A 15,409-nucleotide genomic window follows, 5' to 3' on the forward strand; every position below is an offset into this window, starting at 1 on the left:
ATCATAACTTGATTCGCAAGTAAACTAGTTTTTCCGGCTGGCCTTCACGTGCTTGAGCTGGGCCACAATGATGACGCTTATGATCACCAGCAGAAACCATGAACTGATTTTGCTGAAGCTGACCATCTGCCAGCCAAGATGCTGATCCGGGTACTTCCAAGCGTTGAAGAAGGTCGCGATGTTCTCCGCCAGCCAAATAAAGAAGCCGACAAGGAAAAATGCGACGGTCAGAGGCATGCGGTACGTCGTCTCTCGAACCCGGAATAGGATCCATGTTTTCCAAAAGACAATGACGACGAGCGCCGTCAGCCACCAACGGAAATCCGGGATAAAATGATGAGTGAAAAAGTTTAAATAGATGGCGCCCCCAAGTAATCCAGCTGGAACGAGCCCCGGCCAGCCGGTCATATCCATCTTTAACCGGCGCCACACCTGGCACATAAAGCTTGCAACGCTCGCGTACATGAAGCCGCTGTAGAGCGGAACGCCGAGCAGCTTCGTATAACCCGGCTCAGGGTATGACCATGAACCCATCTTAATCTTGTATATCTCGAGCAGCAAACCAATAAGATGGAACACACAGATGACCTTTATCTCATCCCAAGTTTCTAATCCGCTGCGGTACATGATGTACTGAACGAGGAGCAGGATGATTAGTATAGCATCGTACCGGTGAAGGAAGGGGATCTCAATTGCGCTGGACAGAAATAACGTTCCAAAGATCGCAACAGGAAAAATGCAGCTCATCGCCTGATGATAGCCAAAATGCAGCAGTTGCAGGATAGGTTTCATCGGGCATCAGACCGTCAATTCATTTTCCGCTTGAATGGCGATGGCATCTTGCAGCACCTTTTGAAGAAGAGCGGCAAAAACGGCAACAACGCTGGAAGCGAATAGGCCGATGAAGCCCAGCATGATAACCCCCGTCCTGTCTCCTCCCATGCCTGCCATGACGTACAAGACGGCAGCTGCGATGATGAGACTGACTAGAGCGGCGTTATTTTTAATACGCCACAACGCTTTAACAGCGTATTCCGAGAACGCTCTGTTCCGGTCGATCTCGTTTAAAAGCTTCAAAGTCTGATATAAGCCTGCTAAAAACGGAATAGCCAATACATACGCGCTTATTAGAAAAGGATACTGCAAGTACGCCGTTTCGGGATGCGCTTCCGCATCTCTGCTGGCGATGCCAGGCAATACCCAGATACAAACAGCCAATGCCGCCAATCCAATGACTATTATCGTTATTTTCAAAAAGAGAGTTGTTCCTTGTTTCATCCCCGGCACCTCACACTCGTAATTTTCAAGTTGAGTTTAGCACAGGATTTATTGAATTACAATATATTTTAGACGCAAATAAATATATATTGATTGTTATTTCATCTGACATCACTTCTTAACAAAAAAAACCGCGTTTCCGCGGTTTTTAACGAAGTATGATTTCAGAAGCATTTAAACTAACCTTTCACCGGAACATCTTTTTTAATCCGCCTAGAATACTCTTTTGCTCGATGACCTGCGTTTCCCAACCGTCGTAATCCCCATTGCATTCCTGCGCTGCGTGGACTAAAAAATCGGTGACCTCGTTAATGGCATGAAGTTGAACTTCGTCTTTTCTGGAAATTCTAAGCGAATACCGATCCTGTTGACGGTTCTGCTCTTCAATCTGAAAACCCTCTTTTTGAACCTTCTTCATGAAGAGCCGGCAAGACTCCTCGGAGCTAAAGTAGATCCAGTGATTGACGGGCCGAGGCTTTCTCAAATCATCACCGAGCTCGGTCAATTTATCCACCAATTGTCTATTAAGCATCCGTTTCCAAGAAAGCTGATCCGGATAAAGAAATTGCTCGTAGAAAGATCTTGGGCTCTGTTCTTCAACTCGGTCCACGCTATACTTGTGGCTTACAATATGCTTGGCGGCAAGCCTCTTTAACTCACTGCCATCGTCCGAATCCGTGTAGTAAAAAAAATCTCTCCTGCCATCCGTTGTAATTCTTCCGACAAACAAATAATGACCGCTCAATACATCATGGATGGCGTCCTCTATCGCATACAAATCAGACGCCTCTTCGTTGGTCGTAAGGCCTTCATCCGTTGGTTCATTTAAAACGAGCCGAAGCTGATATAAATGGATGAAATGATCATACTCCCCGCTCCCCCAAGGGTCTAAATCTAACAAGAATGATGCTGGTTTATGATCGATATAGGTCATGTATGTATTCCAATTGTCCGACATTTCTGCACCGCCTTAAGAGGATATTCCTCATATTACCATAGAAATCCAATCTTAAAAAGCCGCTCCATTATAGAGCGGCTTCCCATTCATTTATGAAAGTAATGATTTCTCAGGCAGCATTAACAAATATTGAATAGCGGCGAGCTCTTGCTTGGTAAGCGCGCGTTTCGAGCCATAATTGTACTGGCTTTTCTCCTTCGTCACTTCGATCCCGTGTATACGTAAGTCGATCAACGTTTTAACAGCCTGCTCTGCCCATTGCGACGTGCCAGGTACAAGCTCCGTCTCGCTTTCTTTCGGCTGGTAGCCGGATATTTGCAAAAGCCTAAGGACGATAACCGCCGCTTCTTCACGTGTTATCGTGCGGTGAGGCTCAAACCTTCCATTTCCAGTTCCCGTTACCAATTGAAGCTCAGCGGCTGTCTGGATTTCTTCTTTGTAAGAAGAATCCGCAACATCGTTGAATGCCGGCGTTTGCGTTGATAGAGGAAGATTGAACTGACGAATGAGATGGTGAATAAACATTTCCCGTGTCACCAGCTCCTCCGTTCCGAACCGGCCTTCCGACTCTCCTGCCGAGACTCCCAGCGACTGGAGCCCGTAAATATAGGCAGCGTATGGGTGATCGGACGGCACATCCGCATACCTTGGCCCTTCCGGCAGCTTGGCGGCATAGCTCCCAGGATTGCTGTATTTCACGTAGACGATGCGGCCATTCGCATCCTCTTCAAAAGCAAGCGGATGGCCCTCTTCGTCCACGAACAGAAGCTCCCCGATCTGTTTCATTGTCTTCCACTCTCCCGCAGTATCGCCGACGAGTAAGACTCCGTCAGCGCTCGCTTTAATACTCGTAAGCATAAAGGAGATGCGCAGATCCCTATAAATTCCTTCAAAACGTCTGAGCTGCTCTTGTTTTTGCGGCTTGTATGCCGGATCTCCGAATGATGCGTCACCGGGATAAAATTCATCCATGAAAGCTTCAAAAAATCGTAGTGTCAAATCCGACTCCGTAGCAGCTGAAATGAACACCGCTGTTTTCTCGTTCGGCAGCATAAACATGTACGACTCGAACCCAGGAATGCTTCCTCCTTTCGCGATTACATCCTTCCCATTTGCAGCGGAAAGCGGCGCCGGAGCTTCGAAGCCGTATGCCATATCCGGCACTTCAGGATGTATGCTCAAATGGAACGTCGACATAGCCTGTAAGGAGGCTGAAGAAAGAATAGCTTTACCATCTGAAGTCTTGCCGCCGTTCAGGTAAGCATTCATAAAACGTGACATATCGGCCGCCGTTGTCATCATGCTGCCCTCCGGCAGCACTTCCGGTGAAAGCCTATACTCGGGCAGGCGCTCATCATCCGCGCTGTACGTGACCGGGAGCCTGCTCGAAAGCTCTCCGGAAGGATCGAAGCTGCTTGAGGCCATGCCAAGCGGCGCAAAAATGTGCTTATCCATGTAATCGGAAAACGGTTCGCCGCTTACCTCCTGAACGATGTAACCGACAAGCTGGGTGGCAAAATTATCGTACATGTAAGAAGTGCCTGGTTCTCTAATAACAGGCGGAAAGATAGAAAAAACAGATTCCTTTAGTGTAATCGGCTGTTTAGCGGGATCAAATAATACGTTTTCCTCCGTAGGATCACGAACCTCAAAGCCCGTGGAGTGTGTTAGCAGCATTTCGACAGTAACCGGCGTACCGAACGGGTTGCGAATTTTGTACCCGTCCAGAAACTTCTCGATATTGTCGTCGAGGCTTACTTTGCCTTGATCGACGAGCTGCATGAGCGCGATCACGGTAAACACCTTCGAGACGGAACCAACTCGGAAAGTTGTATCAGAAGCATCCACATGTTGACCGGATGCTTTATCCGTTACGCCATACCCCTCTTCCGCTAAAACAAAGCCGTCTTTAACAATCGATACAGAAACCGCGCTTGCTTCCCTTTTAACCGCTTCCGAATGGAAGAAACGGTCGAGAAACGCTTTTACTTTTTGAGCATTGATCGTGGTTACAAGAAGCCTGTCCTCCTGAACAACATTTTCCTTGGCCATCACCACTCCCGGGTGTACGAGTGTAGTTACTGCGATCACTCCTGCAGTCAACTGCTTCCACTTCACATCATCATCCTCCTTTATTTTACAGGTAGATTTTACATTTTTTCTCCTTGCTGGTCGCCGTCCTTAAGTCTAATTATGGCTGGTCTAGGGTCGAGTACCTTTCCCAGGGTTACAATTGAATCGATAGGAGAACGCAATGCAAAAAGGGCGGAAAATAAAAAATGGCGAATCAAATTGAAAAATCAACTTGAACGCCATTTGTTAAAACCATTTACTGTTTTAATCCTTCTAACAATTAAATATTATTCTGCTTCCTCTTCAGACGCTTTGTATGGCTGCCTGGCGGCTTGTTCAATATTGCGATCCAGCTCGGATTCGCCTTGTATTTCAGCGGCAGCCTCCATTTGATTGTTCAATTGCTCTTCAGCTTGTCCGATCCCATGCGCTCCCTGATGGTTCCTGCTTGACGGCATGACTCAATCCTCCTGTTTTTTTAGTAAGGCTAAATGCCATAACCTTACAGTAAACAAAATGACAGCGGATTATTCACATACGGACATCTTCACAGCAATGAAGCAAATTTGAGCGGCATTATTCGGCGCACATCCACTAACTCCACACGTGATCTAACTTGTCCGCATAAAATAAAATCGCTCTTTTATATTGCTGGATGCCTTCATGCTCGCTTGTTTCAGATAACTGGGTTAACAAGATCTCCATTGCTTTTCCAAATTGCTTGAGATTGTAGAGGACCATTGCGTGAAATACTTGAAACTCTCTCTGCTCTGGGAATTCATGAATAGCTTGGATATAAACATTTTTAGACTGTTCATACATTCCCAAAGTCCGGTAGGTGCTTCCTAGCCCCAATAATGCTCCTTTTCGTTCATCCTCGGGCAAGCCCAGATCTAATGCTTTCTGATAATAAGGCACCGCTTCTTGTTCCAGTCCCATAGCGTCATGAACCCATGCAAGCTGATACCATACGGACGCGTTAAGCGGGTCCAGATCGGCTAGTTCTAAAAAAATGCTTTTGGCTTCATCGTGCTGCCCCGATTCCCTCAGCTTTATTGCATGATTGTAAGGATTTACATCCAAAGAGCACCAATCCTTTTCGCTATTGAATCATTCGGCTTTTCGGAAATTAGGTATGTTGATGATTTCTCGCGGCAGATCTGCCTGCCCGGACGAAGCGAGCGGCCTCCTGCATTTGCGGCTCGCTGACCGCTTCAAGCGTCACAAATCCATGCGGCTTATACCGCTCCAACAATTCGAAAAATAACGGGTAGTTCAGCTCCCCCAACCCCGCAGCGGTTTCCTTCAAGCTCCCGTTCGGTTCACGGCGCAAATCCTTCGCGTGTGTGCTGACAACTCGAGGGCCAAGCAATCGGAAAGCTTCCCGTATCGTATGGTCTTGGTTATCGAAACGCGCAGGATTCATCAAATTGCAGGGATCCAGCACAACGCCGACGCAAGAGGACGGGAACCGCTCCAACGTCTCAGCCAGCGTCTCCGCGGAGTCGATGAGATGACCCTGGGCCGCTTCCAACCCAACCGTCACACCCCATCGCTCCGCTTCTTCGACGATTTCCTCCATCGCCCGGTTTAATCGCTCATGATGCTCGGCACGCCGGTCCGGATCAGTCGCGCCTCCAACCTCTGTCGCCACAATCGGCGCTCCGAAGTGCCTCGCATTGCGCAAATGTTCTTTGAAACGGTCTACATTGTGACGGTATACATCGTCATTAAGATCAACCAGACTTGCATAGCAGCCAAGAACTGCGATTCGAACACCCTTCTCCGCAAATGCCCCGCCTACCTCCTGGGCCATACCGGGACTCAGCTTGTTAAGACTAGAATCGACATCAGAAATCGCTTTGGCCAAAGCCAACTGAACATAGGAAAATCCGTTAGCTGCGGTTTTTGCCGCCAGCTCTTTAAAAGGCATCTTTCCTTGCAAGTGTGCCAAAATCCCAACTGACATAGCTTCCATCCTTTCCTTCTCCCTAAATAACAGTTCATGCAACAATGATATGCCTAAGTATACCATATCTGTCATTTGATCTTTATGTCTATCTAGTAGGCGGGATACGAAAAAACAAGACTGCCGCAGCTCGGCAGTCTTGTCTGTATTATTTTCCTTCTTTATTATGGCCTTGTCCTTCAGATTTGCCCTTGCCGGCATTCGGATTCGAATGATTAGATTTGTTGTTGTTTTTCTCCGATTGCTTTTCCTTCGCTTTATTCGAGTTTTGTTTATTGGCTTTTGCAGATTTGTTGGATTCAGATGCTTTCTTGTCAACTTCGGTAACCTGGGTTGCAGGTGATGCGTTGATTACTTCGCTTTGGGAAGCCTCTGCTTTAACATCCGAAGAAGCTGTCGTTTCTAGGCTGTCCTCGGTCGTACTTGCAGATCCAGCTTCTTCAGAAGCAGCCACCTGCGCTTCCGTTTCACCGTTAAACTTGGTAAGCTTCTTCTCCAGGTGAGCAAACGACTTCGTAATATTTTTCAATAAGGACTGCTTGGCCTGCGGGTTTTTCACCTTATCCAAAGCAGCTGCAAGAGCCACAATATTGTGCTTGAGCGAGCCCTTCAATTGGTCGGCTTGAGCTGGCTCGACATCTACTTTCTCATCTTCGACAGTTCCGTCGTCTGAGTCTGTAACAGCAACCGTTGTATTCTCAGCCGCTGTATCCGTAACAGTCGTATTTTCAGAAGCGGAAGCCGCAGGCGCATCTGCAGATTGTTGTGCTTTATCTTCTGACGTTGAAGCAGCTGGTGATGTTGGCGCCGTTGAATCGGTTACGTTTGCGGCTGTATCAATCGCTTGCTGCTGTTGTGCTAGCGAAAGCTGTAACGCCTCTTCCGCTTCTTCCGCTTTGCCTTCCGCGAGCAGAACAGCTGACTCCGCTAACCGTTCTTGCGCAAATTTCGCAAGCAGAATCGCTTCTTCCATATCGTTAGATGCGAGCGAGAGCTGAATTCGTTCATAAATTGTTTTTACAAAGTAGAAGAAGTCTCCCGGCACAAGAGCCGGCGCTTCTTGTTCGTTTAACGATTGGTTATCTTGTACGCTTATTGTCGCTGCTTGATCAACAGAAACCGTTGTCTGCAGTTCAGCTTCGTCCGCAAAAGCGGAGCCTGTCCCAACCGACAATGCCAGTACGCTAATAATCGTGCTTTTTGCCACAAATCCTTTAATGTCTTTTCTTGTACGCATCCTATCATCATCCTATCTCGTTGTAATGTGCGCTGCAGCGGCATTTACTTAAATATACGAGAGGATGAATATTTTTAGGGGGGTTGCAGCAATTTCTTTATTCTTCTGGGCGTTTTTTAATTCCTCGAGTCGTTAGTTGAGGACTAAGTTCGCTTTTTAGCCATTCCGCTTCCTGATCCATGCTCTGCTGGATTGTTATGATTTTCTCAAGCCGAGCGAGACGGTCTGCCAAATCTTTATTTTGCGGCTCATTCCCCGACTGGGACAGGATAGAGAAGAATTGAGGAATCTCCCAGACGCTTCTTAACGCCATACTTAAACAAAAGCCATACCGGACGACACGATCGTCACCGTGCCAGCCTGCTGCATGCAAGCCTTCGAGATAGGACTGGTAAATAGTTGTTTGAAACTCATCATACTGGTCTGGCTGGATAATACCGAGGCTCATATTCACCCCAAACAGCTTGCCCAAATCTTCGCCCAAACCGGAGATGCTCATAAATTGCCAATCGATCAATGCGAGCTTTTGTTCCCCGGTATCGCTTGTATGAAGGAGCATATTCATTTGGCTCAAATCCTGATGCGCCAGTACCCGCGGAAGCAGTTGCAGCGAATCCAACGCAGCATCCAGCTTCCGGATGATTTCTTCGTACCACTCCCATTTCGCGCGACAATCACCCTTGGCAATGCTATTTATGTATGCTTCCACATTAGGCGAATACAGCCGGCTTGCCGTCGTCCACGACCGAAGCCAGCCCTTGCATATCCAATCATAGGCAGGAAGCGCCTTTTCCCCGGTAACATACGCTCCATTAAAAAGTCCTAGCTGGCGAGCGATAAATGAAAACTGCTCCATCGTCGCTGCATACTCGCCATCCATATACTCCATCCATAGCCATAGCGTACCGTCCGGAGACTCCTCTACCAAATAACATGCAGCAGCCTGAATCGAATCCGGAAGCTCTTGCAGAATCCCCGATTCAAGCACAAGTGCCTCTCTTCGCCAGTAATTGTGATGCCGGGCAAGATTTTTCTCGCCGCTATCCGGTTTAATCACTTTAATCATGATTTTCCATGACTTCTCCTCGTTATTGTGGAGGATGCCTTTACCATGCAATCGATAGAGTCCGGCAGTCGTGAAATTAGGAGTTTTGTAACCAACATCGTCGCATGTGACATGCAAGGACTCCAATTCATCCTTTAAAATCGTTTTGACACAATCGTAAATCCGATCGCGTTTCTTCCCAAAATCAATCTTGGTGTAATTTTTGATCGTTATTTTAACGGGCAATTCCATCTCTTGATCCATAGGCCCCCTTTTCGTTTCATACGAAAACCCACTCTTATTGAACAAGTGGGTTAATCGAATCATTATTTACGTTCTCGATAAAATAACGCCCGAATCGCAAAACGCGGTAAAATTAATTGTCTCCTCCATCTTGCCGGTTGTTGAATCAACCTGTACAGCCACTCCACATTGAACTTCTTCCATCGATCAGGCGTTTCTTTTACTTTTCCGGCAATAACATCAAGGCTTCCCCCAACTCCAATGGCAACCTTCGCATTAAGCTTGGATTTGTACTTATGAATCCACTTTTCCGCATAAGGAGCTCCTAGGGCAACGACTAGAACATCAGGTTTTAATGAATGGATTTCATTGACAATGTCGATCTCTTCATCCATCGTAAAGAAGCCGTGATGTCGACCCGAAATGATTAGGTTTGGGTATTTGGCACGAATAGCTTCACATGCTTTTTCATTTGTTACTGCGTCAGCGCCAAGAAAATAGAATGACCATTTTTCCCGATTCCCCGAATCTAGCAGCCTTAACAGAGTATCATAACCAGTCACGCGCTCAGGAAGATTTCCGCCTTTAAAGCGTGAAATCATGACAATTCCGATGCCGTCGGCAGTAATTAATCCCGCCTCATTGACGATGGAGCGCAGTTGGTTATCATTCTGACAAGCCATTGTGATTTCGGGATTAACAGTAATAACATGGAAAAGATCTGAATGATCCTGTTGTATGGCTTCGCTAAGAACTTCCACGGTTCTGTCTAACGTGATTTTAGGAAACGAAATCCCCATAATGCTAGCGTAATTATCCACCAACAATGCCCACCTTCAAGTTATCGTTGCTATATTTTAGCATAAAAAGAGGAGAACCGCATGGCCCTCCCCTTCGTTCGAACTACAAATATTCGCATTTAAAATGAGAGAATTCTGCGGAGCACGCTTCACCGTAAGCATACAATCCTATAATGACACCCGTGAAGCCTCCCGCAACCTCGGAGGAAAGATATTTCGTTTGCGCGGTGCCGAGCTCTATTTCCTCTCCGTCGACTTGCAGCAGGAAACGGTATCTGGTATGGCTGGCTTGAATGACCAAGGAAGCGCGGTTAACCTGCTTTACATCTATTGCGTTTACGATTGCCTTGATATCGCCTACATTAAGACGCTCAATAACCTCATAGCCGCTGCTTACTTTGCGGATCGCAAAGTCGTAATGATGGTTCTCATCCATATAGAGCGTAATGCCGGCTTCACCGTTCGAAAGGCTTACATCGCATGAGATGACGGCGTTAAAGTCTTTTTGGCGTATACCGATGAAGGTTGGAGAACCCGCCTGGTCGAGCGTAACCCCGGTGCCCGTAAGCACTAGCTTGTTGTCCTCAAGGGCGTAATGATCATGCTGCGGATGACGGAGATAACACCAGTCCTTCTCCCATTCCGTATTCTCAAAGGTATAACACTTTTTCTCTTGCTGATTAACGTCATTGGGGAGATGATCCAATTCAAAGCTTGATAAGGTCGTACCGTTATGGCCTGCCGTAAACCAGCCGTCCACGCCGAACGTAACCGGAGTTAGGAATACTTCTCGACCTAGGTGATGATATGGAATCCACTGCCCAATCTGGCGGAATCCAAGATGAAGCAGCCACCAGCTTCCGAATTCGTCTTGAACAAGATCGCCGTGACCGACAGCTTGCACTTCATACCCGCCTAAGTTCCGGTTCGTTAATACGGGATTATGCGGATAGGCCTCGAACGGTCCGGACGGCGAAGCTCCACGGGCATAGGTCGCCATATGGCCGAATTCGGTTCCTCCCTCTGCGGCGAGCAAATAATACCAGCCGTTAATCTTATAGAGATGCGGAGCCTCAAGAAAACGGCCGCCTGTCCCCTGCCAAATGGAACGGCTTGGCGTTAACTTACGGCCCGTTTCGATGTCGATCTGGCACTGGACGATGCCGCCGATGCCCAGATCGTCGGTCCCGTTGCTCATAAAATACGTTTTATTGTCTTCAAAATATAAATCCGGATCAATTCCGCCCTGATCCACATAGATCGGTTCAGACCATTCTCCGTAAATATCGTCCGTCCAAATGAAGAAATTTTGACGTGTTGTATCGTTTGTGGTGGTCATGTAGAACCGACCGTTGTTGTAACGAAGAGTCGGGGCAAAAACGCCGCCCGAGCTGTTCACTTTGTCGAGCTGAATTTGACTTTTTCTCGTTAGACAATGCCCAATCTGCGTCCAATTGATCAAATCTTTGCTTTCGAACAGCGGCACACCCGGAAAATACTGCATCGAACTGCAGACAAGATAATACGTGTCGTTAACCTTACAAACGCTAGGGTCTGGATAAAATCCTTTAATGACTGGATTATGGTATTTCAATTGAATCACCTCATCATGACAGGTTCTATACATGCACGATTAAATATTACCTTATACAATTTTCCGGTAACACCCCAATAATTAGCAGAGATATCATGTCTTTTTTCGCAACGCTATAGTGGATAAAATACCTAAGGCATATTAATCGCTGACCTTGCCGTTCGAGCTTGCGTGCATTCCGATAACAGCAAAAAGAGACGGCGGAAGCCGTCCCTATCTATTGCGCTGTATGGTACTCCGGAACCTATCCAAGAACCGAGTTAATGAATCTTTCAAGAGTAGAAACATCGGTAATATTTTTGTTGCAGTCGCTGCCATTCATGCACAAATAGTTGCCGACCGACTTGTAATAGTCTGAACTGGCGTTGGCCGGTCTTTTTTTGGTAATGGCCGAAAATAAAGCCAACTCCTCGTACCGGTTGCAGACAAAACAGTAGCTCTTCTTATTCGTTGCTGTGAACCTGCCTTCTACGCCGACAAATTGTTCGCCTGTATGGTACACGATGAACATTTTATTGGTCGATACATCGGTCCAGCTTAAATAAGAAATTTGGCGGAAATCGGTTTGCGCGAGATCGGGCAGCTTCAGCTTTTTGTTTTTCGGAAAAAGCTTCCGGATCTGCTGCTCGGTAATGCGCGGAAATTCGGCCAAATAGGGCTCCAGCGATTGCTTGTACTTCAAAAAATCTTCTGCCGTCTTGAGCTCCGATACCGTCTCCAGCATCGTCCGACGATTGTCCAATATATCCGGAAACATCTCCGTCACTTTGGACTGCGCGGTAAAACGGACGGATTCCAAAATTTTCGGATCGCCGACCGAACGGAGAGCCCGAAGCACGGAATCGGCCTGGTTTTTGATCACGTTATATTGATGGTTTCTAATAAATGGTTCACACATGGACGTCAGCCCCTTATTTTTATTTTGGCAAGAAAATAAGGTGCAAAGCCAAGTATTAGAAACGATAGCTGCTTATTCGGGCGACATTAGTAAATCACAGTCCCGCCCATGCAAAGTATCGCCTCTACCTTCAGGCTTTGCATGAGACTTTGCCAATCCGGCAATCTCGGATTGCCATGAGTATCACTTCCCGTTTTTCAGAATGTGTCTATTATATCAAATTCGTTGCGGAAGTGAAGGTAAACAATTTTTAAAAATAAAATTACCCGAATTCCACTTACCGGCAAGCTCTTCGGAAATCGGAAGGCGTAGCGCCGCTGGCTTTCGCGAACAATCTTTGAAATTGGCTCACGCTGGAAAAACCAAGGCTGAAGCTAATCTCCGTCACTGTTAGTTTAGTCGCTTTCAGCAGTCGTTTAGCCTCCTCGATGCGCAGCTGAAGCACATATTGGTAGGGCGTTAATCCGGTTAACTCCTTAAAGGAACGAATAAAATGATATCTGCTTCTAATCGCTAATGCAGCCAGCGTATCGATTCGAACATCCGTCTTGTAATACGCATGGATATAATCAAGTGCATTTGACATATGAAGATCAGCGCAAGGTACGCGCAGTGCGAAGGATTCGGCTATATGCTTATGAGAGCCGTCCATCTTATCGAGTAGGAAATATAATATTTCTGACTCCAGCTCCTCCTGGACAAGCAAATCCGAAGGATCGCACGAAAGAAGGACGCTTGACCACTTACGAAACTTCTCCGTCATGAAGCTGACGTCAAACTGCTGTGAAATGGCGAATTCAGTATGCTCTTGCAAAGAGTGATGCCTCAAGCCGTTTTGATTCAGTTTAAAGATAAGGACGCCCGAGCTCGCATCGATTTCGAAATAATGCTTTTCTTTCGGATGCTGGACGAGCCCTCCTCCGTTCATTAAGCTGTACGGACGGTTTTCAAGCGTAAATTCGCATTGACCATATAGCGGAATCGTGATTTGAAAATCATGGTCATGAACATGCGGCTGATTCGAAAATTGTCCGTCTATCCGCCACAGCTCCAGCCTTGGGGTTGAGAGTTGAATGATCACCGGCTATCACCTCGACTCATTATAGCAAATATTGCTTGTGTACAAAGCAATAATTGCGGCGACACTCCCAATGACGCCTTGATATGATGTTCAAAAAGAAAAAGGTGATGTTTCATGTCAAGCACAGCAATAGCCGGGTCGGTCAGACAAGGAGCTAATCTGATGCTGTTAAGTGTCAGTATGGCTCATCTGCTGAATGATGCGATGCAAAATGTAGTGCCCGCTGTATTCCCCCTCTTTCAGAAATCAATGCAGCTCAGCTTTGTCCAAATCGGTTGGGTCGCCTTTACGCTGAATCTGGCAGCCTCTATCCTTCAGCCTTTGGTAGGCGCTTATACGGATCGGAGACCGATGCCGGCTCTTCTGCCTATTGGAATGGTATTTACGCTAATCGGCATGGTCGGTTTTGCTATCTCGACTCAATTGTGGATGTTGATTGCCGCTGCGGCTTGCATCGGCATCGGTTCCTCAATCCTCCACCCGGAATCCTCCCGTGTTGCCCACTTGGCGGCAGGAAAAGGAAAAGGCTTCGCCCAATCGGTCTTTCAAGTTGGCGGTAACACCGGACAGGCGCTTGCCCCGCTCATGATGGCATACATCATCGCCCCGCAAGGCCAATTAGGCTTCCTATGGTTTACGCTGCTGGCGGCGGCTGGAATACTCATACAATGGTATGTCAGTCGCTGGTACGGGGAGCAGGTCGGGCAGCAAAGCCGAGCTGCTCAAGCCCAACTATCCGACAGGGCGGATAACCGGTCCAAATTATTTGTCTGGTCCGTAATCAGCCTGCTCATTGTTCTGTTGTTTTCCAAGTTCGTCTATTTGTCAAGCATGACCGGTTATTACTCGTTCTATTTCTTGGAACGTTATCATCTTCAGGTGGAGAACGCCCAGCTTCCCCTCTTTGCATTACAATTCGCCGGAATGATCGGCACCCTGCTTGGCGGAAGGCTGGCAGACCGCTATGGCCGCAAACAAATGATCTGGTTCTCGATTTTGGGAACAGCGCCTTTTGCCATCTGGCTTCCTTTCTCCAGCCCTGCAGGCTCAGTTTTTCTATGTATCGCTATTGGAGCTATTCTGATGTCAAGCTTCCCCGTTATTATCGTTTACGCACAAGAGATGCTGCCGGGGAAGGTTGGCACGATCGCGGGTCTGTTCTTCGGTTTATCGTTCGGGATGGCCGGGCTTGGTTCTGTCGTACTCGGATGGCTGATGGATGTTTACAGCGTTGAGAAGATCATCCAAATATGCTCTTACCTCCCGCTGCTTGGGGTATTCGCGATATTATTACCGAAGGATTCAAAAATGGCGGAGAAAGCATGAGTTCGCTTCAATATGATGCAATATGAAAAGGCGGCTAATGCCGCCTCTTATCTATTTATTGGTTTCGTCCCATAGCCCATAACAAAGCTCATCATAGCAAATGCATCCGGAGAGGTATGTAACGCGTCGGCTGCCACTTGCAAATGCTCAAACTCAGCAGCCTCCAAAACCCCTATATCCAAAAAACGTTTAAATAATTGAATGTTGAATTGCTCTTTGAACCCCTCTAGCCCATGAATATCGCTGTGCTGCAGGGTCGCGTCGAGTTCAATATCTATAAAACCTGCCTCTTGCATGAGCCGAGGAATTGTCCTTCCCAAATACCGGTTACCGCCCCGGGAAGCGATATACTCTGCGATTTTCCCTAAAATCGTTTGCAAAGACTCCGGCTCTGGATGGATAGCGCCAAATATGCCGTCGTCAACGTCAATGATAACGAATTTGCCGCCAGGCTTTAGGACTCGGAAGATTTCCTTCGCTGCGTCCAAGGGGTGATACAAATGTAAAAAGAGCAGTCTGGCAACGGCAAAATCGAATGCGTGATCCGGAAGGCCTGTCTCATATACGGATGCCTCCACGAAACGCAATCTAGAATCAGGGATATCGGACAGCATTTGTTCCGCTTTAGTGATCAGCAGTTTGTCTATTTCCAGTGCAGTGACCTGACTTTGTGGAAGATTCCTGACCAATTGCTCCGTAAAATAAGCGGGACCGCTTCCAAGCTCAAGCACCTCCATCCCATCCCCTAACCCGTACCATTTCATATTTCGAAATTCTTTGCTCCAACCCATATGCGCTTGATTTTCCAACCGTTTCATTTCAGACTCGAAACCAAGACTGGCATGCTGAATCCTATAAGTCGAACGCCTCTCCTGCACCGACAGCTCCTCCTTTATGCTGAACGAAC

The 15,409-nt window shown here is 47.2% G+C and carries 15 protein-coding genes; 1 reads left to right on the forward strand and 14 read right to left on the reverse strand.

Annotated elements, in window-relative coordinates; translation table 11 throughout:
- Positions 1-24: 24 nt before the first annotated feature.
- The 13 genes from D3P08_RS20620 to D3P08_RS20675 all read right to left on the reverse strand — a co-directional run bounded on the left by D3P08_RS20620 (position 25) and on the right by D3P08_RS20675 (position 13,176).
- Positions 25-792 (reverse strand): DUF817 domain-containing protein, encoded by a 768-nt coding sequence (locus D3P08_RS20620; RefSeq protein ID WP_119602011.1) that lies wholly within the window; start codon positions 790-792, stop codon positions 25-27.
- Positions 793-798: 6 nt separating this feature from the next.
- Entirely contained in the window at positions 799-1,278 is a 480-nt protein-coding gene (locus D3P08_RS20625; protein ID WP_119602012.1) for a DUF2975 domain-containing protein, read from the reverse strand.
- 187 nt (positions 1,279-1,465) lie between these two features.
- Positions 1,466-2,236, reverse strand: coding sequence for a DUF695 domain-containing protein (locus tag D3P08_RS20630; RefSeq protein WP_119602013.1), 771 nt, complete (start codon positions 2,234-2,236; stop codon positions 1,466-1,468).
- Positions 2,237-2,326: 90 nt separating this feature from the next.
- Positions 2,327-4,354 carry a serine hydrolase domain-containing protein gene (locus D3P08_RS20635; RefSeq protein WP_147381834.1) on the reverse strand — a complete coding sequence of 676 codons (2,028 nt, stop codon included), beginning with the start codon at positions 4,352-4,354 and terminating at the stop codon, positions 2,327-2,329.
- A gap of 242 nt (positions 4,355-4,596) precedes the next feature.
- A complete protein-coding gene (locus D3P08_RS27395) occupies positions 4,597-4,767 on the reverse strand; it encodes a hypothetical protein (protein ID WP_162848551.1) in 171 nt (56 codons plus the stop codon).
- 136 nt (positions 4,768-4,903) lie between these two features.
- Positions 4,904-5,392: a tetratricopeptide repeat protein gene (locus D3P08_RS20640; RefSeq protein WP_119602015.1), complete on the reverse strand. Its 489-nt coding sequence runs from the start codon at positions 5,390-5,392 to the stop codon at positions 4,904-4,906.
- 46 nt (positions 5,393-5,438) lie between these two features.
- On the reverse strand, positions 5,439-6,287 hold the full coding sequence (locus tag D3P08_RS20645; protein ID WP_240647676.1) for a sugar phosphate isomerase/epimerase family protein: 849 nt from the start codon (positions 6,285-6,287) through the stop codon (positions 5,439-5,441).
- A 139-nt stretch (positions 6,288-6,426) separates the two neighbouring features.
- Positions 6,427-7,515 carry a DUF5667 domain-containing protein gene (locus D3P08_RS20650; RefSeq protein WP_119602016.1) on the reverse strand — a complete coding sequence of 363 codons (1,089 nt, stop codon included), beginning with the start codon at positions 7,513-7,515 and terminating at the stop codon, positions 6,427-6,429.
- 97 nt (positions 7,516-7,612) lie between these two features.
- Entirely contained in the window at positions 7,613-8,824 is a 1,212-nt protein-coding gene (locus tag D3P08_RS20655) for a phosphotransferase (RefSeq protein ID WP_162848552.1), read from the reverse strand.
- A 62-nt stretch (positions 8,825-8,886) separates the two neighbouring features.
- The gene (locus tag D3P08_RS20660; protein WP_119602084.1) at positions 8,887-9,624 is read right to left on the reverse strand and encodes a WecB/TagA/CpsF family glycosyltransferase; all 738 of its coding nucleotides are present in this window, start codon (positions 9,622-9,624) and stop codon (positions 8,887-8,889) included.
- An 82-nt stretch (positions 9,625-9,706) separates the two neighbouring features.
- Entirely contained in the window at positions 9,707-11,206 is a 1,500-nt protein-coding gene (locus D3P08_RS20665) for a glycoside hydrolase family 43 protein (protein WP_240647677.1), read from the reverse strand.
- Between the two features lie 235 nt (positions 11,207-11,441).
- Positions 11,442-12,095, reverse strand: coding sequence for a FusB/FusC family EF-G-binding protein (locus tag D3P08_RS20670; RefSeq protein WP_119602019.1), 654 nt, complete (start codon positions 12,093-12,095; stop codon positions 11,442-11,444).
- 277 nt (positions 12,096-12,372) lie between these two features.
- Positions 12,373-13,176 (reverse strand): AraC family transcriptional regulator, encoded by an 804-nt coding sequence (locus tag D3P08_RS20675; RefSeq protein ID WP_119602020.1) that lies wholly within the window; start codon positions 13,174-13,176, stop codon positions 12,373-12,375.
- 114 nt (positions 13,177-13,290) lie between these two features.
- Here D3P08_RS20675 and D3P08_RS20680 point away from each other — a divergent pair, with 114 nt between their 5' ends.
- Positions 13,291-14,502, forward strand: coding sequence for an MFS transporter (locus D3P08_RS20680; RefSeq protein WP_119602021.1), 1,212 nt, complete (start codon positions 13,291-13,293; stop codon positions 14,500-14,502).
- Positions 14,503-14,549: 47 nt separating this feature from the next.
- Here D3P08_RS20680 and D3P08_RS20685 read toward each other — a convergent pair whose 3' ends face one another.
- Positions 14,550-15,380 (reverse strand): class I SAM-dependent methyltransferase, encoded by an 831-nt coding sequence (locus tag D3P08_RS20685; RefSeq protein WP_119602022.1) that lies wholly within the window; start codon positions 15,378-15,380, stop codon positions 14,550-14,552.
- Positions 15,381-15,409: the final 29 nt, after the last annotated feature.

This window comes from Paenibacillus nanensis, from assembly GCF_003583765.1.
Classification (GTDB): Bacteria; Bacillota; Bacilli; order Paenibacillales; family Paenibacillaceae; genus Pristimantibacillus; species Pristimantibacillus nanensis.